Raw genomic sequence first — 24,450 nt, forward strand, 5'->3', positions numbered from 1 at the left:
ATCTATTGATGCCATCTGACTTCTAGCTTCTAATTTTTCTGATTTCTATTTTGAAAATAACTGTCCTAGAATAATCCCGGCCGCCATTGATACGTTCAGGCTTTCTGTAGACTGGGCTTTTCCAAACCTCGGAATGGTGATGCATTTTTGCAGAAGTTTTTCCGTTTCGGGTCTCATTCCGTTTCCTTCATTTCCTAAAATCAGGTTGATCTTTTCAGGTTTATCAAAGGTATAGAGGTTTTCTCCATCCATATCCGTTCCGATATTCACATTTTCCGTTTTAGAAAGATACTCAACAAGGTCTGTATACACCATATTTACCCTTGTGAATGATCCCATGGTAGCCTGAATAACCTTTGGATTATAAAAATCCACAGTATCTTCACTGCAAATGATCTGTTCTATTCCGAACCAGTCAGCCAATCGGATGATGGTTCCTAAATTTCCCGGATCCTGAATACCATCCAAAACAAGTTGTACGTTCTTATCCTCCCATGTTTCTTCTTCTTCTTCTTCTGCCAAATAACACACGGCAACAGAATCTTTTGGGGTTTTAAGAAAACTGATTTTTTTTAACTCATTTTCAGAGATATGAGTCACAGGGATATCGGTACGGTCCAATTTTTGTGGATCGGTTGATAATATTTCTTTAACTTTAAAGTTAGAATTAAAAAGTTCACAAATGATTTTATTACCTTCAACCAAAAACAAATTGTATTTTTGTCTGAACTTCTTTTTATCTAAAGATTGTAAAACTTTTATTGTATGAGCTGTAAGCATTATAAGAATTCTCCTCAAAAATATTATAAAATTATCTCATTTGCAACATTTGTTGGTCTCCTTTATGCTTGTAGTACGACAAAAAAAGTTCCGGACGGTGAATATCTCCTTACTCAGAACAAGTTTGAGTTCGAAGATAAGAAAGAATTCTTCGATGAGGAACTGAAAGATTACGTTCAGCAAAAGCCCAATAAAAAGCAAGTTCTTTTTATGCCATTAGGCCTAATGTTTTACAATATGGCCAATCCTAAATACGACACTATCCTTAATGAATATATGACCTACCCTGGTGAAATGAGAAATCAGAAACTAAGGGATTCACTATTCATCAAATATAACATGAAAAATAGTGTAGGTAAAAATCTTTTCTTTGACCGTCTGTTGCATAGTTGGGGATCTCCCCCATCCATACTGGATCAAACCAGAAGTGAAAAAAGCGCAGAGTCCATCAAAAAAAGATTAACCTACAGGGGTTTTTGGGATGCTGAGGTAAAATACAGACATGATCTGGATTCTGCTTCTAAAAAGGCGACAGTAAACTATTTTGTAAAGCATAATGAACCTACCCGCATTAAGGATTATTATTACAATATTCCGGATCTGGGAATTAAAGGATATTATACCCACAACCTCAATAGAAGTTTTATAAGGTCTGGCCAGATTCTCGATCAGACTACCCTTGAAAGAGAGGTAACGAGAATTACCGACCTGATGAGGGAATTTGGATATTATAAATTTAATGCATCCAATGATGAGGTCTATTTTGTGGCCGACTCTTTGAAAAGCAAAAAGCAGGTTCCTCTTACTCTGGAAATCCATAAAGATTCTTTGGACACGCCATATAAGGTTGCTACTTTTGGAAACATAGATGTTGCCATTGTAGATGAGCCTGGTGATTATCCTAAAAATACGGTTAAAGACAGCTTAAGAAGAATTAGATTCCATAAGATGAACAATAAATACAAAACATCATCTTTATGGAGGGCAATTATTGCTGACAGTAAACAGGTTTTTGACCAAAAGAAACTGGATGTTACCAAAAGGAATCTTATGTCTATGAACAATTTTAGTATTGTAAAGGCAAGAGACTCTCTAAGACAAGGAGGAATGTCTTCTCCTAATGACAGTATTGTGGACGTTTTATATGTTTTAAAACCACTTCCAAAGTATGAGCTTAAAGTGGGTACAGATGTTAATTATTCTCAGATATTGAATCTTGGGGTGTCACCATCTGTGGATCTCACCACCAGAAACGTATTCAGGGGAGCAGAAAACCTTTTCACCAGTATCTCGGGTACATTTGGATCTATCAGAAGTACAAAAGACATTGATAAAAGAACGACAGCCTACGAAATATCTGCTCAGGCATCCCTTAATTTCCCAAGACTGCTGCTACCTTTTAATTATTATAAGTTTATGCCTAAAAGGTATACCCCTACATCCTCCATTTTGCTGGGAGCTTCCATTCAAAATAATATAGGCTTGGGGAGAGTTAACTTTAATACCGGATTAAATTATCAGGCGAACGTTAATGAACAGGTTTATCATAAACTTACTTTATTTAATACACAGGTCAGCTTAACAAAGAATAAGGATGCTTATTATGATTATTTCCCTAATGATGAAAAAATAAGGGCTGATATTTTTGATAATTACTTTATTTCTAATACTGATACCTACAACAAATACAAAGCCGGATTATTAAGTATTGATGAAGTTTCTAAGGAAATTGTTGGGAATGAAACCTACCGTAATTCACTTAATCAACAAGGGACTGATCTTTTAACTGCGTTCAGGGGAACTCTTGTCAATAAGGACAGGCAAACACAAGATGTTTTAATCTCTTCCATGATTTATAATTTCGTTTATAATGAAATTGGAAAAAAAGAATATCCTAATGCTTTTTACTTTAACGGAAAGGTTGAACTTGCAGGTAATATCTTAAGTTTATTCAATAAAAAAGATGACGGCGGAGGACTTGTTACCTCTCCTCAGAGAACTATTTTTGGAATTCCCTATGCACAATTTGTGAAGTTTGATATTGATACCCGAAAATACTTTAAATTCAATGGCAATCAGACCTTGGTTCTTCGTCAGTTTGTGGGAGTAGGTATTCCTTATGGAAATTCTGAAGATATGCCTATCATCAAGTCTTATTTCAACGGGGGATCCAATGATATCAGAGCTTGGGTAGCATTTGGGGGGCTAGGTCCTGCAGATTCTCAGGTAGATGAAAGAGTACGTACCTACATGACAGACAACGTAAAACTTACAACCAATATTGAATACAGGATTCCATTCAACAAAATGTACGAGGGAGCATTATTTACAGATATTGGTAACACATGGAGTCTTCGTAACTACAATGATGGTTACAATGATGAATTCAAGTTCAATAAATTCTTAGGACAAATGGGGGTTGGTAGTGGATTCGGATTAAGAATAAACGTGGCCTATATTACTTTCAGATTAGACTTTGCCTATAAAATATATGACCCGAATAAACCTGAAGGTGACAGATGGAGATTTAAGACTTTCCAGCCTTTCAAGCCTACAGTTAACTTTGCATTCGGGTATCCTTTCTAATCTGGAGAAACTCCAAGAATAAAATAAACTACAGCAATGACACGGGCGAGAATTTCTCTCGCCTGATTTCTGTAGAAACTTTCCGGTTTTGTGACATCCTGCGCATCAAATCCTAGTGCATTCATATCATTATTTCTTGCAAAAAATAAGGCACGAAGATTATGATATCCCTGCGAAACGATAATCACATTTTTCTTTTTATACACATCCTTGCAACGAAGAATACTTTTATAGGTATTGAAACCTTTGGGATCTTCAATGATAATATCTTCAGGAACTCCTTCCTGATAGATCAGATAATTTTTCATGGCAGCAGGTTCATTATACCCTTTGCTTTTCTCGCCACTTACAATGATTTTTTTTATTTTCCCGTGATGATAGAGAAGAGATGCGGCATCCATTCTTTTCGTAAAATAAGGATTGGAAACTCCGGATCTCATCTTTGGGGAAGTTCCCAATACCAAAGCGATTTCTCTGGGAGGAATTTTGGAAATCTTAGTATAGGTACGTCCATTGGTAAGTCCAAAAACCCACACATTACAGAAACATATCATTAAAATTCCCATTTCTAATGATATAAAACCTAGATTAAATATGTTCCTAATAATTCTCAACTAAGATCAAAGTTAAGCTTTATTTTTTTACTTTTCACAATTGACATACAAGCCAGTATATGCCCCTGATTTTCCTCCTTTTCTGTAAGATACTCATTTTCCAACAGTTCCACTTCTCCCTCTTCTAAAGAGCATTCACAACTTCCACAGATTCCGGACTTGCATGAATAAGGAACAGGAAACTTTTGAAGCAACAGCTGTTGCAGAATTCTATCCTTATTATCAGGAAGTTGAGCTGTATATTTTTTTCCAAGCATAGTAAATTCCACCTCTATATTTTCAATAAGTGGAAATTCTTTTTCTACAGGATAAATATCATCATTATATTCTTCAAAAAGTTCAAAATGAATGTTCCTTTTCGGAATACCATGATGGTAACAGGCATTTGCCAGCGTCTTAATCATCTCTCCCTTTCCACAGATAAGCACTTCATCCACAGCATCCCATATCGTAGATTCCTCATCCGTATCATCCAAATGGAGAATTTGATTGATAATTAGATTTAATTTCTTTTCATCCAATCTGCCATAGAAAAACTGATCAGCTGTTTTTTCCTGTGAAAAAAAGTAAAAAATCTGTAGCCGGTCCCCACAAGTTCTCGCAAGATTATCCAATTGATCCCGATAGATCAGGTCATCTGAGCTTTTATTCCCAAAAAATAAAAACAACCTTGTTCTCTGTTCGTTATGAAGAATATTTTTAAAATGGCTTAAAATAGGAGTTATTCCAATTCCCGCAGCAAAGGCTACAATTGTTCGGAATTCACTGGGTTTAGATACCAGGGTAAATCTTCCGGATGGTTCACTTATCTGAAGTTCATCCCCTACATTATAATTCTGAAACAGCTGAAAAGTGTCTCCTTTGGTAGAGTTCACCTTTATTCCCAGACTTATCTTTCCCTCATTGGGAGCTGAAGTCATTGAATAATCATTAATAACCTCTTTACCATTGGATTGAAATTTAACACTTACAAACTGCCCTGCTTCAAACTTAAAGTTTTCTTTCAAATTCTCCGGAATATCAAACTCCAGAGAAAAAGTATTTTTGGTCAGCTCTACCTTTTTCGCTATTTTTAACGGATGAAACTGTATAAGTTTCCCTTTATAGATTTGTTGTTCCATAACTTCAATTCAAAAATAGATAAAAAATAATTTATGAAGAAGATAATTTTATCCATGTTAATCCTGACTGCAGTTTACAGTTGCAAAAAAGAAAGCCCAAATACTGATGGCACTGCCACTACAGACTCTCTTTCTGTAACTCAAAATACAACAGCACAAGGAAGTACATATATTCCCAAAGAACTTTCTCCTGAAAATGTAGGTCAGCACTTAGCTAAAAGTAACGATACCTTATATGTAACCAACTTTTTTGCAACATGGTGTGGCCCATGTATGAAAGAAATCCCAAGTTTCAAAAATAAAATGCAGGAATTAAAAGATAAACCTGTAAAGTTCACCTTTGTAAACCTAGATGATAAAAACGACTGGGATACTGCGGTTAAAAACTTCGTTGTAGAAAATAATCTTGGCGCGAATGTTATTTTGTTGGATGGTCAAAAACTGGATCAGGACTTCTTCTCCAAGAACTTCAAACAATGGGATGGTGGCTCAATTCCGTTTACCTTTATGAGAAAAGGAAATCAGACAGATGAATATCTGGGAATGATGACGGAAGAAGTATTGAATTCTAAAATTGATGCTTTTTTAAAGTAAAAACATACAGAACTCTTTCTGAATAATGTCAAAAAGATTTAAAATCCTGTGTTTATTATTAATAATTGCAATTATTGGAAGTGCAGTCATTAATCTGAACACAGGATTTTTGAGTTTAAGCTTACAAGATTTCTTTCAGGATTCCGCACAAAGTCAGATTGCTGAAATCCGCATTAATCGTGTTTTAGTAATGCTGCTGGCTGGAATTTCAATTCCTACTTCGGGGTTTCTGATGCAGGAATATTTCCAAAATCCATTGGCAGGACCAGATATTTTGGGGATTACATCTGTAGCTAGTTTATCGGTAGCATTCTACATCTTTTTCTCGCATAATATTCTTCTTCCTGAATTTCTACAGAATAGCTTCCTTAGCTTATCCGCTGTTGGAGGAGGCTTAGGTCTGATGTTGATTCTCTTATCAATATCCAACAAATTTCAGGATAAGTCCTACCTTATTATTTTTGGATTTTTGGTATCTGCCTTTGCGGGGGCAATAGTTTCTCTATTACAATTTTACGCTGAAAATCAAAGTCTTAAAAATTATATTTTATGGTCATTTGGTGCTAACAATATGGTCACCAGAAATCAGATCTATGTTTTATCCGCCTTGTTATTGATAGGATTATTTTTCTGCTTTAAATCTATAAAACCTCTAATTGGAAACTCTCTGGGAACCTCTTATGCACAGAGTTTAGGAGTTAACTTAAAACAATTAAAACTACTGATCATAGTAGCTTCTTCCCTACTTTCAGCCTCTATTACAGCATTTTTAGGACCTATCCTATTTATCGGGATTATTGTCCCTCATTTCTGCCGATTGATCTACAATCCCTCAAAGTTGTGGCAACAGTGGATCCTTAATATGTTTCTGGGAATGTTAATCATGCTGTTTTTCTCAGTAATTGCTGAAAAAACACAGATCCCATTGAATGTAATAAGCTCTGTATTTGGAATCCCTGTGATTCTTGTGATGCTTTTGAGACAGAATAAAGTGTAATCTTTTGTTGGAAAATGCAATGACACAAGGTCATTTTTTGAATTCTAACTTTTTAAGACGCAAGAATTTTATCTTCGATAAAATTTAAGAATGTATAGTGTAAATAACGTATCCCCCAATTAAATATTACACCCCAAGACAGATTTCCCCCTTGCTGAAAATCTTCGATTTTCTTGCGCCTTAAATATATACACAACATATAGAAACCTTTGCGCCCTTGCGTTTACCCAAAAATCATATATTTATAAAAAACACACAAATGACAGAAAATGAATTATCAAAAATCGTTTTTGAAACAGGACTAAAAATTCATAAAAAACTTAGAGCAGGTTTATTTGAGTATGTTTATGAAGAATGTCTTTTTTATGAACTAACAAAATCAGGACTTTCAGTAGAAAAGCAAAAACTACTTCCTATCATTTACGAAGAATTAAGGATTGAAAACGCTTTCAGACTTGATATGATTTTAGAAAATAAATTGATTTTAGAAATAAAAACCGTTGATTATATAGCTCCAACCCACAAGGCACAACTTTTAACTTATTTAAAAATGACCGGCTGTAAGCTAGGGCTGCTACTTAACTTTCAAGCTGATGTCTTCAAAAATGGAGTTACAAGGGTGGTAAATGGCCTATAAATTCAAAACACATAAAAATTTGATAAACTCAAATTCTGTGAGTACTAAAAACAGTATTTTTGTAAAACATTTTGCACCTATTGTGTCTAACAAACTCTCAATATGCACTTACAAATCAAACAAGCAAATATCGGTTACAATAAAACTTTAATTTCAAATGCTAATGCAGGTCTGAAACTTGGAGATGTATGCCTATTGATTGGAAATAACGGTGTCGGAAAAACAACTTTAATTAAATCGATTCTTCATCAGATTCCTCTATTGGATGGTGAAATTTTGATTAATGGTAAAAATGTAAAAAAACTTTCTGTAAAAGAAATTGCAGAAAATATTGCCATTGTCTTTTCAAAATCAGTCATTCCCCAGCATTATACGGTTGAAGACCTTATCTCATTGGGAAAATATATCTACTACCCTTTTTATTTCGAACTGAAAAAAGGAGATCGTGATGAAGTGGCGCATATTATTGAGGAACTGGATTTGAATCAATACAGATATACATTGCTTAAAAACCTTTCGGATGGAAATCTTCAAAAGGCCTTTATAGGACGGGCCATTACCCAGAACTCTTCCATTATTATTCTGGACGAGCCAACAACCCATCTTGATGAAAAAAATAAAATCATCATCCTTAAAACGTTGAGAAGATTAGCAAAGGAACAAAATAAGCTGATTCTATTTTCTTCCCATGACTGGCGACTGGCCAAGGAATTTGCAGACAAAATCTGGTATGTAAAAAATACAGAGTTGCATACAGGGATTGTTGAGGATATTTTACTACAACATGATGAACTTACTAACGCTTCATTATTTCAAATACACGAGAATTTTATACCGCCACACATCTCCGCACCCCAGGTTCAGAAAGAAATGCTCTATTCTTTGCTTCAAAAAAACTTTAAAAAGGACCTTTCTTTCCTGAATTTTGAGTTTCAGCACAACTTTTGGGTAATTACTAATGATTCTACAAAACACCAATGTGAATCTTTTGAAGAAATCATCAATTTCGTTGTAAACATTTATTAATCTGTAGTTTTCTTTGATTATTTCACATACTATGCATGCATAGTATTATGCTAGTCATATAATTTAATCTATTTATTATCAGCTTATTAACAAAATTTAACGTTAATAAATACTATGCATGCATAATATTTACTAAATTTGGGTAAAACCATTAGCGCAAAAATGATGGATAATAATAAGGAAAAAATAGAAAACGTAGATTTAATTTTGAAGCAGACCTGGTTGGCTGTTTCAAAAATGTACACAGAACTGGCTCAGGAACATGATTCCACAGCTGTACAAGCCCTCACCCTTCTTAAAATTGATCCCAAGGAAGGAACACGAAGTACCAATCTTGGACCCAAGATGGCCATAGAGCCTACTTCCTTAACGAGAATTATCAAACTTCTTGAAGACAACGGATATATTTATAAGGAGAAGACCACCACTGATAAAAGAGAGGTGATCATTAAACTTACAGATAAGGGCCTAAACTCCAGAAACATGTCTAAGGAAGTAGTCGTCAACTTTAACAAAAAGGTGATGGAAAAGATTGCTCCCGAGAGATTGGAAACATTTAAGGATGTGATGACGGAGATCATGAAAATAGCCAATGAACTTTTAAATAACAGAAAATAAATTATAATGAAACCGTATGGTTACATACGACCTTATAAAAAATAAAAATTTACATATGAAAAGAAGAATCAAACATGTAACGGTTCTTGGTTCAGGAATTATGGGTAGCGGTATCGCAGCTCACTTCGCCAACATCGGTGTGGAAGTGTCACTTTTGGATATTGTCCCTTTTGAATTGACCGAAGCTGAACAGAAAAAAGGTTTGACCAAAGATGATAAGGTAGTAAGAAACAGAATTGCTACCGAAAACTTTGAAAAGCTTAAAAAAGCCAGCCCTGCACTTCTTTATTCTCCAAAGTTTGCAGACAGAATCAAGGTAGGAAACTTCGATGATGATTTGCAAAAAATAAAAAATACAGATTGGATCATTGAAGTAGTAGTAGAAAGACTTGATATTAAAAAGTCAGTATATGAAAAGATTGAGCAATTCAGAAAACCGGGAACATTAATTTCTTCAAATACATCCGGAATTCCAATCCAATTTTTGACGGAAGGAAGAAGCGATGACTTCAAAAAATACTTTGCGGGTACGCACTTCTTCAATCCGGTAAGATATCTTCCTCTTCTAGAAATTATCCCTACAAACGATACAGATCCTGAAATCATTGATTTCTACATGAATTATGGAGCTAAATTCTTAGGCAAAACTACCGTTTTAGCAAAGGATACTCCTGCTTTCATCGCTAATAGAATCGGGGTATTCTCTATGATGGATCTTCTTCATAATGTACAAAAATTAGGACTTACCGTTTCTGATGTAGATAAATTAACAGGTCCTGTAATAGGACGTCCAAAATCTGCAACATTCAGAACAGCTGACGTTGTAGGTCTTGATACCTTAGTAATGGTAGCCAATGGAGTTCGCCAGAGCGGTGCAGAAGCCAATGACTTTAATGATGTATTTGCTCTTCCTCCATATATCCAGAAAATGATGGATAACAAATGGCTGGGTTCAAAAACTGAGCAAGGTTTCTATAAAAAAGTGAAGAATGCAGAAGGAAAATCTGAAATTCACGGATTGAATCTTGATACTTTAGAATATGAACTTCAGGGAAAATCATCATTCCCTACTCTAGAATTAACGAAAGCCATCGATAAACCAATTGACAGATTCAAGGTATTAATCGGAGGAAAAGATAAAGCAGGTGAATTATACAGAAAATCATTAGGAGCATTATTCGCTTATGTTTCTCATAAAGTTCCTGAAATTTCTGACGAGGTTTATAAAATTGATGATGCCATGAGAGCCGGTTTCGGATGGGAAAATGGTCCATTTGAGATTTGGGATGCCGTAGGGGTTCAAAAAGGTATTGAATTGGCTAAAGATGCAGGTTATGAAGTTTCAGACTGGGTAAAAAATGTAGAAACCTTCTATAAAGTGAATGATGAGGGACAAAGCATTTATGTTGATAAAAACTCTGGAGAGTACAACAAAATCCCTGGTCAGGATGCATTCATTATTCTTGATAATATCAGAAAAAACAAAACACTTTGGAGCAATTCCGGAGCTGCTATTGAAGATTTAGGTGATGGTATCATCAACTTCGAGATCCGTTCAAAAATGAACTCTCTTGGAGGCGAAGTTCTTGATGGATTAAACAGAGCAATTGATTTAGCTGAAAAAGAATACGATGGACTGGTAGTAGGTAACCAAGGTTCTAACTTCTCTGTAGGAGCTAACCTTGCAATGATTCTTATGATGGCTATTGAGCAGGATTGGGATGATTTAAATATGGCTATTGCTTACTTCCAGAAATCAATGATGAGAGTTCGTTACTCTTCCATTCCTGTTGTAGTTGCTCCTCACGGAATGACTTTAGGTGGAGGATGCGAAATGACAATGCATGCAGACAGAGTGGTTGCCGCAGCAGAAACTTACATCGGACTGGTAGAAACCGGAGTGGGTGTAATTCCTGGTGGTGGTGGTACCAAAGAGCTTACCTTAAGAACTTCCAGAGAATTCCACAGTGATGATGTTAAAAATAACAGACTTCGTGAGGCATTCATGAATATCGCAATGGGTAAAGTAGCTACTTCTGCCTATGAAGCCTACGACATGGGAATCCTTGAAAAAGGTAAAGACATTGTTTCAGTAAGCAAAAACAGACAGATTGCAGAAGCTAAAAAAGTCGCAAAACTATTAGCAGAACAAGGCTATACTCAACCTATTGAGCAGAAAGTAAAAGTTCTTGGTAAAGACGCTTTAGGAATGTTCTACGTAGGAACAGATCAAATGCTTACCGGAAACTATATCTCCGCACACGACAAGAAAATTGCAGACAAGCTAGCCAACGTAATGGTAGGTGGAAACTTATCTGAACCAACTGTTGTTACCGAACAATATCTATTGAATCTTGAAAGAGAAACATTCTTACAACTTTGTGGAGAAAGAAAAACATTGGAAAGAATTCAGTACATGTTGCAAAATGGAAAACCGTTAAGAAACTAGAATTTTTTGTAAAATGTAAAAAGTATTAATGTATTCACGATGCATAATTTCAGAGATTTAGAAGTTTGGATAAAATCCATGAAGCTTTGTAAAATATTTTATCTGGCTTCAAATAATTTTCCAAAAGATGAAATTTTCGGACTGACATCACAATCAAGAAGAAGTTTATATTCTATTCCATCTAATATCGCTGAGGGGGCAGGTAGAGATACTAACGCTCAATTTTCACATTTCTTAAATATAGCTCTAGGCTCTTCATTTGAATTTGAAACCCAGATATTAATTGCAAATGATTTAGGTTTCTTTAAAGGTGATGATTTTAATATTATTTATTCAGAAATTAAACATATACAAAATATGTTGGCAAAGTTGAAGCAGAAATTTAATACTTAAACATTTTAATCATAAATACATTTTACATAAATACTTTAATACAAAAAAAAATGAAAACAGCATATATAGTAAAGGGTTTCAGAACTGCCGTTGGAAAAGCACCAAAAGGAAGTCTAAGATTTACAAGACCCGATGTAATGGCCGCTACAGTTATTGAAAAATTAATGGCTGAACTTCCACAATTAGATAAAAACAGAATAGATGACCTTATCGTAGGAAATGCAATGCCAGAGGCTGAGCAAGGATTAAACGTAGCTCGTCTGATCTCTCTAATGGGGTTAAATACAGATAAAGTTCCGGGGGTAACCGTAAACAGATACTGTGCTTCTGGAAGTGAGGCGATTGCTATTGCTTCTGCAAAAATCCAGGCGGGTATGGCAGATTGTATCATCGCTGGTGGTACAGAATCGATGTCTTACATTCCTATGGGAGGTTACAAACCGGTTCCTGAAACGGATATTGCAAAAACAAACCCTGATTACTATTGGGGAATGGGCTACACTGCAGAAGAGGTAGCAAAACAATATAACATTACAAGAGAAGAACAGGATCAGTTTGCTTTTGAATCTCATATGAAAGCTTTAAAAGCAAATCAGGAGGGAAAATTTACAAACCAAATTGTTCCAATCCCTGTAGAATATAACTTTCTGGATGAAAACCAGAAAATGCAGACTAAAAAATTTGATTTCTCTATAGATGAGGGCCCTAGAAAAGATACTTCTTTTGAGGGGTTATCAAAACTAAGACCTGTATTTGCCAACGGAGGAAGCGTAACTGCCGGAAACTCTTCTCAAATGAGTGACGGAGCTGCTTTCGTGATGGTAATGAGTGAGGAAATGGTAAAAGAATTAGGCCTTGAGCCAGAAGCTAGATTAGTAGCTTATGCAGCAGCCGGACTTGAACCAAGAATCATGGGAATGGGACCAATCTATGCTATTCCAAAGGCTTTAAAACAAGCTGGTCTTGAATTAAAAGACATCGATTTGATCGAGCTTAATGAAGCTTTCGCGTCTCAGTCGGTTGCCATTAAGAAAGAACTAGGTTTAAACCCTGATATCTTAAACGTAAACGGAGGAGCCATCGCTCTTGGACACCCACTGGGATGTACAGGAACGAAGTTAACTGTTCAACTTTTAGACGAGATGAGAAGACGTGGAAACAAATACGGAATGGTTTCCATGTGTGTAGGAACAGGGCAAGGAGCAGCAAGTATTTTTGAACTTCTATAAAATAAATTGGGAAGACTGGGTTTTCTTTCTTCCCAAATTTTAATTTTTTATGACAAACAAATTATCTTTTTTTCCTCTTTTTGTAGTCATTCTGGTGAATTCTCAGCAGAAAAAAATGACATATTTTGACAAAGAATGGAAAGAAACAACAAAAGATAAAGCAGTTTTTTATAGACCCACTCCTGTTGTATTAAATGATTCAATAGAATTTACCCGGGATTACTTTATTAATGGAAAGCTCCAATATCAAGGATATTCTTTGAAGAAAAAAAATAATAATATTGGTTCAGAATATTGGTATGACGAAAATGGCCTTGACAAAAGTTCAAACTATTCTCAGAGCGATATCAAAGATTTAGAACTTAAATTCTACTACCCTAGCGGAAAACTCTGGAAAATTCAGAAACCGAATGGAAAAAAAGTACAGGAAGAAATTTATTTTGAAAATGGAAGCCTAAAAAGTATTGATTCTGTAGATTATAACTCAAATTCAAGAAATACAGGATTAAAAAAAATATATTGGAACAATAGTAACAACCTCGCTTATGAGGAATTTTACAATACTGGAAGTCAGTTAGTTAAAATTAAGAATTACAAGCAAGACGGAAGTTTGATCAGTGAAATAAATGCTGATCATATTATTGATGGATACGTAATCAATCATGAATATTTTAGATATGACACCCTTAATAACTTTGCCATTGCTTCTGAAAAGCTTTCATTTAATGATAAAATTTCTATAAACCAGGTAATTGATTTTCCCGATGCTCATTTTATAGTGCATGGTAAATATTCAGATATTCTTCAAAAAAATGGAGATGACTATGTTTTTTATAACTATAAAAGCTGGATTTCTGATGATCACAGGAAAAATAGGGCGTATACAGAACTGGGAGATGATGATAGAATTTTTAAATTCAAAAATATACAGAGCTATCTGGGTGAACAAAACTTTCTTTTAGACGTTCATGAAATTAAAAACCAAACTATTGAGAATTTAAAAAATGAGATAACTAAGAAAGTCTTCACCTATTATGATAAGAAAGAAGAATTATTGTATAAATATTTCTTTCCTACACCTGAAGTAATCAGCAAACAAGTCTATAAGTTTGAAGATAACGAGGGCAATGGATTTGGATATCATGAGTCCAATAAGGATGATGGTGAAAAAAAATGGAGACTCTATTATTCTGAATCTTTCACAGCTTTCCTATTTAACCTTCAAGGCAATAGACCAATTATATCTTTTAAAGATTCGTCAGATAATTTCTTGATACCTCTTGAAGACGGATACTTATTGAATAATGTCAAGGTAAAAACAGAAGATAGATCGGACAGCAAGATTAATCATAATCTCGATGTTCTGAAACATTATACAATTATAGAAGAAAATGGCAAAAAGAAATTGTATTCAATATTTGGAAATCAGGTGATTCCTGACAGTTATGATGAAATTCTAATGAATGATTATTTTGTTGTCACTAAAAAGGGTTCTGATTATTCTATTTATGATCCATTTTTTAACAAGCTAAATATCAACAATATAAAAAGTGTTTATCTAAAAGGTGACTATGTCAATGTTTTATATGATGGAAAGGTAAGAAACCTCAATTCATTATTGGAAGAGACTTTGCCCAAGAAATACTTTTATATGACATGCAGCCAGGATCCGAATACCTATTATAAGTTTTCACCGGCTTATGATAAGAATTCTAAACGAAATGTAATTGCAAGAATAAAAAACAGATGGAATTCTTCTGAAACAGAATCATATGCTCTAAAAGATATCCCTCAAAAAGCAAAACTAAATTATATCTATAATGATATAAAAGCTGGCAGAAAGGATATTCTAAAATATTTTAAATATGATGCTTATGATATTGAAGAATTTTTCATAACAGCAGAGTATCAGGGCAAAAAAGGACTTTTCTCTTTTGATAAGGAAAAAAGAAATTTTGTAAGTGATGCGAAAATAAAAATTAGAGATAAAGAATTTGAAAAACAATATTCTGAGATCACGCAAAAGGCCCAATTTAGAAGATTTAAGAATGAGATGGAGGATGAAGATGATCATAAATTTAGGTTTTATGACTTCAATTATGAATTTGATGCCATTACCCTGCTACCCATGCAATATGATGACATTATTTTCAGAGATGAATTAATCATTTTTTACAAAGACAAAAAATACGGAGTTTATAAACTCAACAAAGAACCGAAATACAAAAAAACAGGAATCCGAAAAGATAACTTTTTGGAAATAACAAACGAAAAAAATCAGCAAGGCTGGCTTGATCTTGCAACAAACACTGAATATTATAATTAAAAATAAAAAGATAAATATGGCTACACTAAAAGGAGGTGAATTCCTAATCAAACAAATTCCTGCAAACGAAATTTTCAGTATTGAAGAACTAAATGAAGAACAAAAAATGCTTCGTGATTCTGCAAAGGAATTTATAGACAGAGAGGTTGTTCCTCAAAGAGAGCGTTTCGAAAAGAAAGACTATGCCTTCACTGAAGAAACAATGCGTAAGCTTGGAGACATGGGAATGTTAGGAATTGCTGTACCAGAAGAGTACGGAGGCCTTGGGATGGGCTTTGTAACAACAATGCTTGCTTGTGACTATATTTCAGGAACTACAGGTTCATTGGCCACAGCTTATGGAGCACACACCGGAATCGGTACCCTACCTATCGTACTTTATGGAACTGAAGAACAAAAGAAAAAATATCTTCCGGACCTGGCAACAGGTACTAAATTCGGAGCTTATTGCTTAACTGAGCCTGATGCAGGTTCCGATGCAAACTCTGGAAAAACAAGAGCAAAACTTTCCGAAGACGGAAAGCACTATATCATCAATGGTCAGAAAATGTGGATCTCCAACGCTGGATTTGCAGATACATTCACTTTATTCGCTAAAATTGATGATGATAAAAACATCACAGGTTTCGTTATTAACCGTTCTGAACTTGAAAATCCTGAAAGCTTAACTTTCGGTGAGGAAGAGCACAAACTAGGAATCCGTGCATCCTCTACTCGTCAGGTTTTCTTCAATGATATGAAAGTTCCTGTAGAAAATCTTTTAGGAGAAAGAAACAATGGTTTCAAAATCGCTTTGAATGCATTGAACGTAGGTCGTATCAAGTTGGCAGCTGCTTGTTTGGACGCACAAAGAAGAATCCTAAATCACTCTATCCAGTACTCTAACGAGAGAAAGCAGTTTAATGTTTCTATCTCTACTTTCGGAGCAATCAGAAAGAAAATTGCTGAAATGGCTACCGGAGTTTTCGTAAGTGAGGCTGGTTCTTACAGAGCTGCCAAAGATGTTCAGGATAAAATTGATGAATTGGTAGCAGGTGGAATGGATCACCAGGCTGCAGAGCTAAAAGGAGTTGAAGAATTTGCTGTAGAATGTTCAATCCTTAAAGTATTCGTTTCTGATCTTGCACAACACACTGCAGATGAAGGAATTCAGGTATACGGAGGTATGGGATTCTCTGAAGATACTCCAATGGAAGCTGCATGGAGAGATTCAAGAATTTCAAGAATCTACGAAGGAACAAACGAAATCAACAGATTATTAGCTGTAGGAATGCTTATTAAGAGAGCAATGAAAGGTGAATTAGATCTTTTATCTCCTGCAATGGCTATCAGCAAAGAATTGATGGGTATCCCTTCATTTGAAGTTCCTGATTATTCAGAATTCATGAGTGAAGAAAAAGCAATTATCGCTAACCTTAAGAAAGTATTTCTAATGGTTTCTGGAGCTGCTCTTCAAAAATATATGATGGATATTGAAAAACAACAGCATTTATTATTGAATGCTTCTGAGATCCTAAACCAGATCTATATGGCAGAATCTGCTGTACTAAGAGCTGAAAAACACTTCTCTCCTGATTCTGTAGAAGCAGCAATGGCTCAATTGAACCTTTACAAAGCGGTTGAGAAAATTACTGTAGCAGCTAAGGAAGGAATTATTTCTTTCGCTGAAGGAGATGAGCAGAGAATGATGCTTTCTGGGTTAAGAAGATTCACTAAATATACCAACAATCCAAATGTAGTGGCATTAACTGAAAAAGTAGCTGCTCATTATATTGAAAAAGGAAATTATTAGTCTTTTATAACATAAATTTGATTCAAAGGCGTCCTATTTGGGGCGCTTTTTTTATGCCAATAACGGATTTACCCGAGAACATTCCCCTTTTTTAATTGTACGATTAAATACCTCTTTTTTATTGATTATTTTAAATTTGGGTATTACCTCTGATAAAGTTTTCATTATAGAAACAGGTACCCATGAATCATCTTCAATAAATCAATTGACCACTGAATAACAGCAGTTTCCAATATTTTTTTTATCTTTAATTGAAAAGAAATAGTATTACTATTTAAACAATAACCAAAAAACAATTCTAAAAACTATTACTATGGGAAAATTCATTGTTTCAAAAAGAACGAATGGAGAATTTCAGTTCAACCTTAAAGCCGGAAATGGTCAGGTCATTCTAACAAGTCAGGGATACAGCACAAAACCATCATGCGAAAACGGCATCAGCTCTGTGAAAACCAATTCGCAGGAAGATTCCAAATTTGAAAGAAATACCGCTAAAGATGGCAGATGTTATTTTAATCTTAAAGCCGGAAATGGGCAGATCATAGGAACGAGCCAGATGTATGAATCTGATAATGGCATGGAAAACGGAATAGAATCTGTAAAAAACAACGCTCCACATGCTTCTGTAGAGGATGAAACAAATTCGTAAATTCATCTAAAATAATCTTGATAAAAATGTCTTATTTTTTAAGGCATTTTTTATTTTTGTATTCTATTTTCATCGAAAAATGACAAAAGAAGAATTACTAAATAGAGCTATAAAAATTGCCGATAAGGCTCATAAAGGACAAACTGATAAATACCATGCCCCTTACATAGCACACGTAATGCGTGTAATGGAATATGGTAAAACAATGGATGAAAAAATTGTAGGGGTACTGCATGACGTTGTAGAAGACCATCCATTAGAGTTCAGCCTTGATTATCTAAGAACCGAAGGCTTTCCTGAATACATCATTTTTGCAGTAAGCTGCCTTACCAAGTTTGATCCGGAGGAAGATTATGATGAGTTTGTTAAAAGAACGGAGAGATCCCCATTAGCAGTCGCTGTAAAGCTTAATGATCTTCGTGATAATATGGACCTTAGAAGAGTAAACCGTGAGCTTACTCCTAAGGACATTAAAAGGTTTAATAAATATCTTAAAGCTTATCGTTATCTGATAGAAAAATATTAATCTGCACCAGGGAAATCATACGTTTTCACGTGATGATCTGTACCATCAATATTGATGTTCAGGGCAAGATAAATAAAATGTAGGTTCTTGTTTCCTTTGGCTTCAAACTCTCGCTGCCATAAATAACCTGTCAAAATTCCAAAGTAATCATCGATCTGGTAGCCGAAACCGCCATAGACTCTGTTTCTGGCAAAAGTAGGCTTCATCGGGGTTACAAAGAAGATTTCATCGTAGGCATTGGCAAAGATGGTTCCTTTTTTAATGGTGGGAGCGTTAAGAGGAACACTGATGTTCAAGCGGTAACGGTAACGCATTCTCTGAGAAGTTTTATCTATCTGAGGCTCATAAAACCAGCTTTTTTCAGCACGAAAACGGTTTTCAAACTTCACAATACCTTTTTTGAAATCGATAACATCCTGAAGCCATACCCTAAACTCTTCTCTGCTTAGGCTATGCTCTTTATAGTTAACATATCTTCCCAATCCTATGAAGGGCTTATGGTTCTTCGTAAGATTATATCCCACCCCTCCTTTTATTTCATAATAGTCCGGGTAGGTGTAATCTTCATTGCCACGCAACTGTCCTTCAGCATAAAGGAAAAACTTTGGATGAAACTTGTAGGTTAAAGTCACTGCATTGAAGCTGGAAATATGTTCCTGTGCTTTGAAGAATGATAAACTAAGAAGTAAGCTTAAACCTAAAAAACGTTTCATAAAAAATTTTTGCAAATGTAATTTTTTTAACAATTTGTTAATATTAACTTTCATTAATATACAATTAACACCTACTTAATGTTAATTGTGTATGAAAAACCAATATGGAACCATCTTTGAGGCATGTCTACACCAAATGCTTCCGTATATTTTGTATTGGTTACATTATTAATTAAAACATACACAGAATAGTCCTTTTGGGTAAAGCTCAATTTTTCATCCAAAAGATTGTAAGTCCCCAGATTTACTCTTTCATTATATCGGTACGCTAGTTCATTCGTAAAGCTTTTAAGAAACTTGGTTTCCAATTTAGCAATAAACTGATGTTTCAGATTATCCAGAATATATCTTGAAACAAGCTCATTGGGTTCTTTGTACTTACTGTCAATATAAGTATATCCTACTGTATATTTTAACCAATCTGCTACTCTATGATTAAGCTCGGCTTCTATTCCTTTAATCTTAATATCTCCCACATTTCCGGCAGCCCAAGCATCATCATTAATGTCTTTTTTAACCCAATCGATAGAATTTTTGGAATCCCTTAAAAACCCACTTACTTTTGCTAAAATATTTTTGTTCTGATACTGATATCCAACTTCGGATGAAATAGCATTTTCAGGCTGTAAATTGGGGTTTCCAAGCTCAGTCGGGCTTATATAATAAAGTTCTGTAAAAGTCGGAATACGATGTACTTTTGCAATATTTCCATAGATCTTACTGTTAGGGGTAAAGTTATACCCTACGTCTAATCCCGGATAGAAAAAGTTCCCTTCCTTGGAATAATTTGCCCATGAAATTCCGGGACTTATATTCAGTTTTTTATCCAATAAAGAAAAGTGATGCTCAAAGAATACCTGCGATACAAAACGATTTGGATTTCCCAGGTTACTGCTCACCAAAAGTTCCTTTCTTAACTCAAAACCAACTCCGGTTGTTCCCAATCCCCATTGGTAGCTGGAGTTCACTTCTCCACCTACATTGTTTCCAATATGCATATTTCTGTATCCATTAGGATTTTGTCTGGTATAAAGGTACATGTCCTGCCCTCTCCTCCAGTATACATTAGAATTAAGCTTTAATTTCCCGAAAGTTTGCTGATGCGCTACACTTACAATGGAAGCCTGCATTTCTTCATACTGATCTCTTGCTTTCTTGGAGGCATAAAATCCATTTGCTCCAAATTTTTTCTCTGCAAAGCCAGCCTGAAGCCTTAGATCACCATTTTTAATATTCAATTTTCCCTGATAAAATACATTCCTGATTTCGTAATCAGTATTGTACATATACCCTTGTGAAGCGGAAGAATTAGCCTGAAGTGTATTTGAGAATTTTTCATTTCCCATCTGCGCATTAAAGCCTAAACCATAGGATGCATTATCCCCTCCTTCGGCACTTATCTTAACACGCTTCCCAGGAGTTGTCTTTGTAATAACATTGATAACACCCGCATAGGCATTCTGTCCAAAACGTCGGGCTGCAGGACCTTTTATGATCTCTATTTTTTCTACATCCTCCAGGTCTACAGGAAGATTCATGGAGTTATGACCCGTCTGGGAATCATTCATTCGGATTCCGTTCAATAGCAATAATACCTGTTCAAAAGAACTTCCACGGAAGCCTATATCACTCTGCACTCCGTTCGCTCCTCTTCTTCGGATATCCATACCCGGAACCTGTTGAAGAATCTCGTCAATACTTTTGGAGGGAGAATTAGCAATATCTTCCTTTGTAATGACAGTAATATTCTGATTGGCACTTTTATAAGGTGTAGAAATAAATTTACCCTGAAATTCAATATTTTCTATATCCGTTGTCTTTTCCTGTGCGTTTACCCAAAGCAAAGATCCAAGAAAAAAAGCACTTCCTATCTTTTTGATCATAATCGTTTCCGTAGTTTCTTTTAACAGATTCAAAAGTAAGGGAGTTCGTGTAGACAGGCAAATGATACTTGTCATAAAAAATGCAGCATAGTGTGCTGCATTTTGTGTGTCCGAGGGAGTGGTTTTCTATCTTTTTCTCATTAAATGTGTAACTAGATCTCTGAATAATTTTCTCATTTCTATATTACATATTTATGAATACAATTTTAAATAATTTTAAAACATAAAACAATACCTTAATGAAAAAACACACTTAAGATCCATAAACCATTTATAATACGATAAAAATAAATTGGAAAAACTGAATAAGTCCACAAAACACTTTTCAATTTTCTTTTTTAGGGTCTCCTTTTTCATCTTCCAACATCCTTTTTGGATTCAAAATATATTATTTTAGAAATAGAGCAATCGTAAATTTTCGCCAAAAAATTCGTAATTTTGTGGGTCTTAATTTTACAATTAAATCATTCTTTTTCAAATGTATTTCTGGACAGCATTATACAAACAGACTGTCTCATGATCAGATGAGTTTGGAAAGAAATTCAAGAGTTCAATTGATGACAGCCCTAGAATATTCTAAGGCAGAACACCATTATACTGGCAGACATGATGCTGTGCAGTTACTTTTATGAATAAACAAAATATGGCTAATACTACAGAAATAGACATAAAGAAACAGATCTACGTTAAGAATGCACATCTTAACAATCTGAAACATATAGATGTCCTGATTCCCAAAAACAAATTGATTGTCATTACGGGAGTCTCAGGAAGCGGTAAATCTTCATTGGCTTTCGATACAATTTATGCAGAAGGACAGAGAAGATATGTTGAAAGCTTAAGTTCTTATGCCCGTCAGTTTTTAGGAAAACTTGAAAAACCTAAAGTTGATGACATTAAAGGTCTTGCCCCTTCCATTGCCATCCAGCAGAAAGTAATTTCTTCCAATCCACGTTCTACAGTAGGAACATCCACTGAGATCTACGATTATATGAAGCTTTTATTTGCCAGAATTGGAAAAACATTTTCTCCTGTTTCTGGTGAGGAAGTGAAGAAAGATTCGGTTTCTGATGTCGTGGATTTTATTAAGGCTTCTAAAAAAGATACTTCCTTTTTATTAACTGCCCCTTTGGAGTATGACGCAGATAACTTTAAGGAAACCCTTAATATCTTAAAACTTGCAGGTTTTACCAGGCTTGAGATCAATGGAAATCTTGCCGGAATTGAAGATCTTGAAAGCTTTGGATTTACTCCGGAAAAAGGAATGATCATCAATCTTGTTATTGACCGTTTTGCCTACGAAGAAGATGAGAGTTTTTTACAAAGATTGGCAGACTCTATTCAGATGGCTTTTTATGAAGGCCGTGGTCATTGTTCTTTAAAAAATACAGATACCGAAAAAGTAAAGGAATTCTCCAATAAGTTTGAACTGGACGGAATGGAATTTCTTGAACCCAATGTTCACTTTTTCAGTTTCAATAATCCATACGGAGCATGCCCCGCTTGTGAGGGATATGGAAAAGTCATCGGAATTGATGAAGACCTTGTTGTTCCCAACAAAACTTTATCCATCTATGAAGATGCCGTGGTCTGCTGGAGAGGAGAAACCATGAGCGAATGGAAAAAAGATTTCATAAAAAAAGCAGGCGACTTTCCGATCCATAAGCCTTATCATCAATTAACAAAGGAACAGAAGAACTTCCTTTGGAAAGGTGACGGGAAAGGCAATTTTCCATGCATTAATAACTTCTTCAAGATGCTTGAAGAAAATCTTTATAAAATTCAATACCGGGTTATGCTTTCCCGTTACAGAGGAAAAACCCTGTGTCCTACTTGTGAAGGATTGAGACTTCGTGAAGAAACCAGCTGGGTAAAAGTAGATGGGCATAACATTCAATCCATGATTGAACTTCCATTGGATGAACTTGCTCCATTAATCAATAGTCTTCAACTTTCGGATCATGATAAAGAAGTTGCCAAAAGGCTTCTATATGAGATTACAACCCGTCTTGAGTTTTTATTGAAAGTGGGTTTAGGTTACCTTACCTTAAACAGAACCTCCAATACCCTTTCAGGAGGGGAAAGCCAGAGAATTAACCTGGCAACAAGCTTGGGAAGTTCGCTGGTGGGTTCTATCTATATATTAGATGAACCATCCATTGGGCTGCATTCCAAGGATACGGAAAACCTTATTGGAGTACTAAAGAATCTTCGTAACCTTGGAAATACCGTGATTGTAGTAGAACATGATGAAGATGTAATGCGCGCTGCCGATTATATTATTGACATTGGCCCTGAAGCAGGTTATCTAGGTGGTGAATTGGTATTTGCAGGAGACTATAATGATCTTAAAAAAGCCAACACTCTTACCTCAGAATATCTTACTGGAAGACTTGAAATAGAGGTTCCAAAGAAACGTAGAAAAGGAAAAGAATGGATTCATATCAAAGGTGCCCGTCAGAATAACCTTAAAAATATAGATGTAGACGTTCCTCTGGAAAGTCTGGTCGTAATTTCAGGAGTTTCCGGAAGTGGAAAATCTACCCTGATGAGGGAAATTCTAACCAATGACATTCAGATCCAGCTGGGAATGGGTGGCAAAAAAGGAGACTATGACTCAGTAGAATTCCCAAAGAAACTAATCAAGAATATTGAATTGATTGACCAAAACCCAATTGGAAAATCATCCCGTTCAAATCCTGTTACTTATCTTAAAGCCTATGACGATATCCGAGATCTTTTTGCCAAGCAGAAAATCTCAAAAATGATGGGTTATAAACCTAAACACTTCTCTTTCAATGTAGATGGTGGAAGGTGTGATGAATGTAAAGGAGAAGGGGTAATTAATGTTTCCATGCAGTTTATGGCTGATATTGAACTGGAATGTGAAGTTTGCAAAGGAACACGATTCAAAAATGAAATCCTTGAGGTTAAATTTGACGAAAAAAGCATTTCAGATATTCTTCACATGACCGTTGATGAAGCATTGGAATTCTTCAAGGATAATAAGGAAGAGAAAATTGTTACCAAACTAAGACCTTTACAGGAAGTTGGTTTAGGTTATTTACAGTTGGGTCAAAGCTCTTCTACCCTTTCCGGTGGTGAGGCACAGCGTGTAAAACTGGCTTCATTCCTTGTAAAAGGAGTAACTACGGATAAAACTTTATTTATCTTTGATGAACCTTCCACGGGGCTTCACTTCCATGATATTCAGAAGCTTTTAAAATCACTACAGGCATTGATTGACCTTGGTCACTCAGTTATTGTGATTGAACATCAACCGGATATCATTAAGTGTGCAGATTATATCATCGATATCGGTCCGGAAGCAGGAAAACATGGTGGAGAAGTAGTATTTGCCGGGACGCCAGAGGACTTGATAAAAAATAAAAAGTCTTATACAGCAAAATACATCAAGGAAAAACTTTAAAATTAAATATAAACAGAGAGCAATTGTTCTCTGTTTTTTTTAGCTATAACGGGAATTTCTACGAAAGATGAAGCATTCTGAATTGCA

At 35.1% G+C, this 24,450-nt stretch carries 19 protein-coding genes; 14 read left to right on the top strand and 5 right to left on the bottom strand.

Features of this window, described 5'->3' with window-relative positions:
* Nucleotides 1–45: 45 nt before the first annotated feature.
* Nucleotides 46–780 carry a TrmH family RNA methyltransferase gene (locus C7D53_RS07745; RefSeq protein ID WP_106915823.1) on the bottom strand — a complete coding sequence of 245 codons (735 nt, stop codon included), beginning with the start codon at nt 778–780 and terminating at the stop codon, nt 46–48.
* Between C7D53_RS07745 and tamL the strand changes: the two genes are divergently transcribed.
* A complete protein-coding gene (gene tamL / locus C7D53_RS07750) occupies nt 766–3,366 on the top strand; it encodes a translocation and assembly module lipoprotein TamL (RefSeq protein ID WP_106915824.1) in 2,601 nt (866 codons plus the stop codon). The genes C7D53_RS07745 and tamL overlap by 15 nt on opposite strands.
* Here the strand turns inward: tamL and C7D53_RS07755 are convergent.
* Together C7D53_RS07755 and C7D53_RS07760 are read right to left on the bottom strand one after the other, a co-directional pair.
* Nucleotides 3,363–3,920, bottom strand: a complete 558-nt coding sequence (locus tag C7D53_RS07755; protein ID WP_394337078.1) for a SanA/YdcF family protein — start codon at nt 3,918–3,920, stop codon at nt 3,363–3,365. The genes tamL and C7D53_RS07755 overlap by 4 nt on opposite strands.
* A gap of 56 nt (nt 3,921–3,976) precedes the next feature.
* Nucleotides 3,977–5,101, bottom strand: a complete 1,125-nt coding sequence (locus tag C7D53_RS07760; RefSeq protein WP_106915826.1) for a ferredoxin--NADP reductase — start codon at nt 5,099–5,101, stop codon at nt 3,977–3,979.
* Between the two features lie 33 nt (nt 5,102–5,134).
* Here C7D53_RS07760 and C7D53_RS07765 point away from each other — a divergent pair, with 33 nt between their 5' ends.
* The 12 genes from C7D53_RS07765 (at nt 5,135) to C7D53_RS07820 (ending at nt 18,337) form a co-directional block, all read left to right on the top strand.
* Complete coding sequence (locus C7D53_RS07765; protein WP_106915827.1) at nt 5,135–5,695, top strand: TlpA family protein disulfide reductase; 561 nt, start codon at nt 5,135–5,137, stop codon at nt 5,693–5,695.
* Nucleotides 5,696–5,720: 25 nt separating this feature from the next.
* Nucleotides 5,721–6,692, top strand: a complete 972-nt coding sequence (locus C7D53_RS07770) for a FecCD family ABC transporter permease (RefSeq protein ID WP_185126686.1) — start codon at nt 5,721–5,723, stop codon at nt 6,690–6,692.
* Between the two features lie 259 nt (nt 6,693–6,951).
* Nucleotides 6,952–7,329, top strand: coding sequence for a GxxExxY protein (locus C7D53_RS07775; RefSeq protein WP_106915829.1), 378 nt, complete (start codon nt 6,952–6,954; stop codon nt 7,327–7,329).
* 102 nt (nt 7,330–7,431) lie between these two features.
* Nucleotides 7,432–8,355, top strand: a complete 924-nt coding sequence (locus C7D53_RS07780; RefSeq protein ID WP_106915830.1) for an ABC transporter ATP-binding protein — start codon at nt 7,432–7,434, stop codon at nt 8,353–8,355.
* 165 nt (nt 8,356–8,520) lie between these two features.
* Nucleotides 8,521–8,973, top strand: a complete 453-nt coding sequence (locus C7D53_RS07785) for a MarR family winged helix-turn-helix transcriptional regulator (RefSeq protein ID WP_106916701.1) — start codon at nt 8,521–8,523, stop codon at nt 8,971–8,973.
* Nucleotides 8,974–9,028: 55 nt separating this feature from the next.
* Nucleotides 9,029–11,422 carry a 3-hydroxyacyl-CoA dehydrogenase/enoyl-CoA hydratase family protein gene (locus C7D53_RS07790; RefSeq protein ID WP_106916702.1) on the top strand — a complete coding sequence of 798 codons (2,394 nt, stop codon included), beginning with the start codon at nt 9,029–9,031 and terminating at the stop codon, nt 11,420–11,422.
* Nucleotides 11,423–11,461: 39 nt separating this feature from the next.
* Nucleotides 11,462–11,815 carry a four helix bundle protein gene (locus C7D53_RS07795; RefSeq protein ID WP_106915831.1) on the top strand — a complete coding sequence of 118 codons (354 nt, stop codon included), beginning with the start codon at nt 11,462–11,464 and terminating at the stop codon, nt 11,813–11,815.
* 50 nt (nt 11,816–11,865) lie between these two features.
* Nucleotides 11,866–13,044, top strand: a complete 1,179-nt coding sequence (locus tag C7D53_RS07800; protein ID WP_076355502.1) for a thiolase family protein — start codon at nt 11,866–11,868, stop codon at nt 13,042–13,044.
* Nucleotides 13,045–13,093: 49 nt separating this feature from the next.
* Entirely contained in the window at nt 13,094–15,370 is a 2,277-nt protein-coding gene (locus C7D53_RS07805; RefSeq protein WP_106915832.1) for a hypothetical protein, read from the top strand.
* 16 nt (nt 15,371–15,386) lie between these two features.
* On the top strand, nt 15,387–17,162 hold the full coding sequence (locus C7D53_RS07810; RefSeq protein ID WP_106916703.1) for an acyl-CoA dehydrogenase family protein: 1,776 nt from the start codon (nt 15,387–15,389) through the stop codon (nt 17,160–17,162).
* Between the two features lie 313 nt (nt 17,163–17,475).
* On the top strand, nt 17,476–17,811 hold the full coding sequence (locus C7D53_RS07815) for a YegP family protein (protein ID WP_106915833.1): 336 nt from the start codon (nt 17,476–17,478) through the stop codon (nt 17,809–17,811).
* Nucleotides 17,812–17,890: 79 nt separating this feature from the next.
* Entirely contained in the window at nt 17,891–18,337 is a 447-nt protein-coding gene (locus tag C7D53_RS07820; RefSeq protein ID WP_106915834.1) for a phosphohydrolase, read from the top strand.
* On the opposite strand, the gene C7D53_RS07825 is transcribed toward C7D53_RS07820, so the two are convergent.
* Together C7D53_RS07825 and C7D53_RS07830 are read right to left on the bottom strand one after the other, a co-directional pair.
* Nucleotides 18,334–19,050 carry a DUF2490 domain-containing protein gene (locus C7D53_RS07825; protein WP_106915835.1) on the bottom strand — a complete coding sequence of 239 codons (717 nt, stop codon included), beginning with the start codon at nt 19,048–19,050 and terminating at the stop codon, nt 18,334–18,336. The two genes, C7D53_RS07820 and C7D53_RS07825, sit on opposite strands and share 4 nt — an antisense overlap.
* A 71-nt stretch (nt 19,051–19,121) precedes the next feature.
* A complete protein-coding gene (locus C7D53_RS07830; protein WP_228422244.1) occupies nt 19,122–20,966 on the bottom strand; it encodes a TonB-dependent receptor plug domain-containing protein in 1,845 nt (614 codons plus the stop codon).
* A gap of 610 nt (nt 20,967–21,576) precedes the next feature.
* On the opposite strand from C7D53_RS07830, the gene uvrA reads away from it, so the two are divergent.
* A complete protein-coding gene (gene uvrA, locus C7D53_RS07840; protein WP_106916704.1) occupies nt 21,577–24,363 on the top strand; it encodes an excinuclease ABC subunit UvrA in 2,787 nt (928 codons plus the stop codon).
* Nucleotides 24,364–24,450: the final 87 nt, after the last annotated feature.

Origin of the sequence: Chryseobacterium aurantiacum, assembly GCF_003020585.1 — a bacterium.
GTDB lineage: Bacteria > Bacteroidota > Bacteroidia > Flavobacteriales > Weeksellaceae > Chryseobacterium > Chryseobacterium aurantiacum.

Bases quoted from the DNA above. Each gene is read 5' to 3' on its own strand.
- C7D53_RS07765 (WP_106915827.1), top strand. From the start codon at position 5,135: ATGAAGAAGATAATTTTATCCATGTTAATCCTGACTGCAGTTTACAGT.
- C7D53_RS07815 (WP_106915833.1), top strand. From the start codon at position 17,476: ATGGGAAAATTCATTGTTTCAAAAAGAACGAATGGAGAATTTCAGTTC.
- C7D53_RS07755 (WP_394337078.1), bottom strand. From the start codon at position 3,920: ATGATATGTTTCTGTAATGTGTGGGTTTTTGGACTTACCAATGGACGT.
- C7D53_RS07820 (WP_106915834.1), top strand. From the start codon at position 17,891: ATGACAAAAGAAGAATTACTAAATAGAGCTATAAAAATTGCCGATAAG.
- C7D53_RS07790 (WP_106916702.1), top strand. From the start codon at position 9,029: ATGAAAAGAAGAATCAAACATGTAACGGTTCTTGGTTCAGGAATTATG.
- C7D53_RS07775 (WP_106915829.1), top strand. From the start codon at position 6,952: ATGACAGAAAATGAATTATCAAAAATCGTTTTTGAAACAGGACTAAAA.
- C7D53_RS07805 (WP_106915832.1), top strand. From the start codon at position 13,094: ATGACAAACAAATTATCTTTTTTTCCTCTTTTTGTAGTCATTCTGGTG.
- C7D53_RS07785 (WP_106916701.1), top strand. From the start codon at position 8,521: ATGGATAATAATAAGGAAAAAATAGAAAACGTAGATTTAATTTTGAAG.
- C7D53_RS07745 (WP_106915823.1), bottom strand. From the start codon at position 780: ATGCTTACAGCTCATACAATAAAAGTTTTACAATCTTTAGATAAAAAG.
- C7D53_RS07760 (WP_106915826.1), bottom strand. From the start codon at position 5,101: ATGGAACAACAAATCTATAAAGGGAAACTTATACAGTTTCATCCGTTA.
- C7D53_RS07825 (WP_106915835.1), bottom strand. From the start codon at position 19,050: ATGAAACGTTTTTTAGGTTTAAGCTTACTTCTTAGTTTATCATTCTTC.
- C7D53_RS07800 (WP_076355502.1), top strand. From the start codon at position 11,866: ATGAAAACAGCATATATAGTAAAGGGTTTCAGAACTGCCGTTGGAAAA.
- C7D53_RS07780 (WP_106915830.1), top strand. From the start codon at position 7,432: ATGCACTTACAAATCAAACAAGCAAATATCGGTTACAATAAAACTTTA.
- C7D53_RS07770 (WP_185126686.1), top strand. From the start codon at position 5,721: ATGTCAAAAAGATTTAAAATCCTGTGTTTATTATTAATAATTGCAATT.
- tamL (WP_106915824.1), top strand. From the start codon at position 766: ATGAGCTGTAAGCATTATAAGAATTCTCCTCAAAAATATTATAAAATT.
- C7D53_RS07810 (WP_106916703.1), top strand. From the start codon at position 15,387: ATGGCTACACTAAAAGGAGGTGAATTCCTAATCAAACAAATTCCTGCA.
- C7D53_RS07795 (WP_106915831.1), top strand. From the start codon at position 11,462: ATGCATAATTTCAGAGATTTAGAAGTTTGGATAAAATCCATGAAGCTT.
- uvrA (WP_106916704.1), top strand. From the start codon at position 21,577: ATGGCTAATACTACAGAAATAGACATAAAGAAACAGATCTACGTTAAG.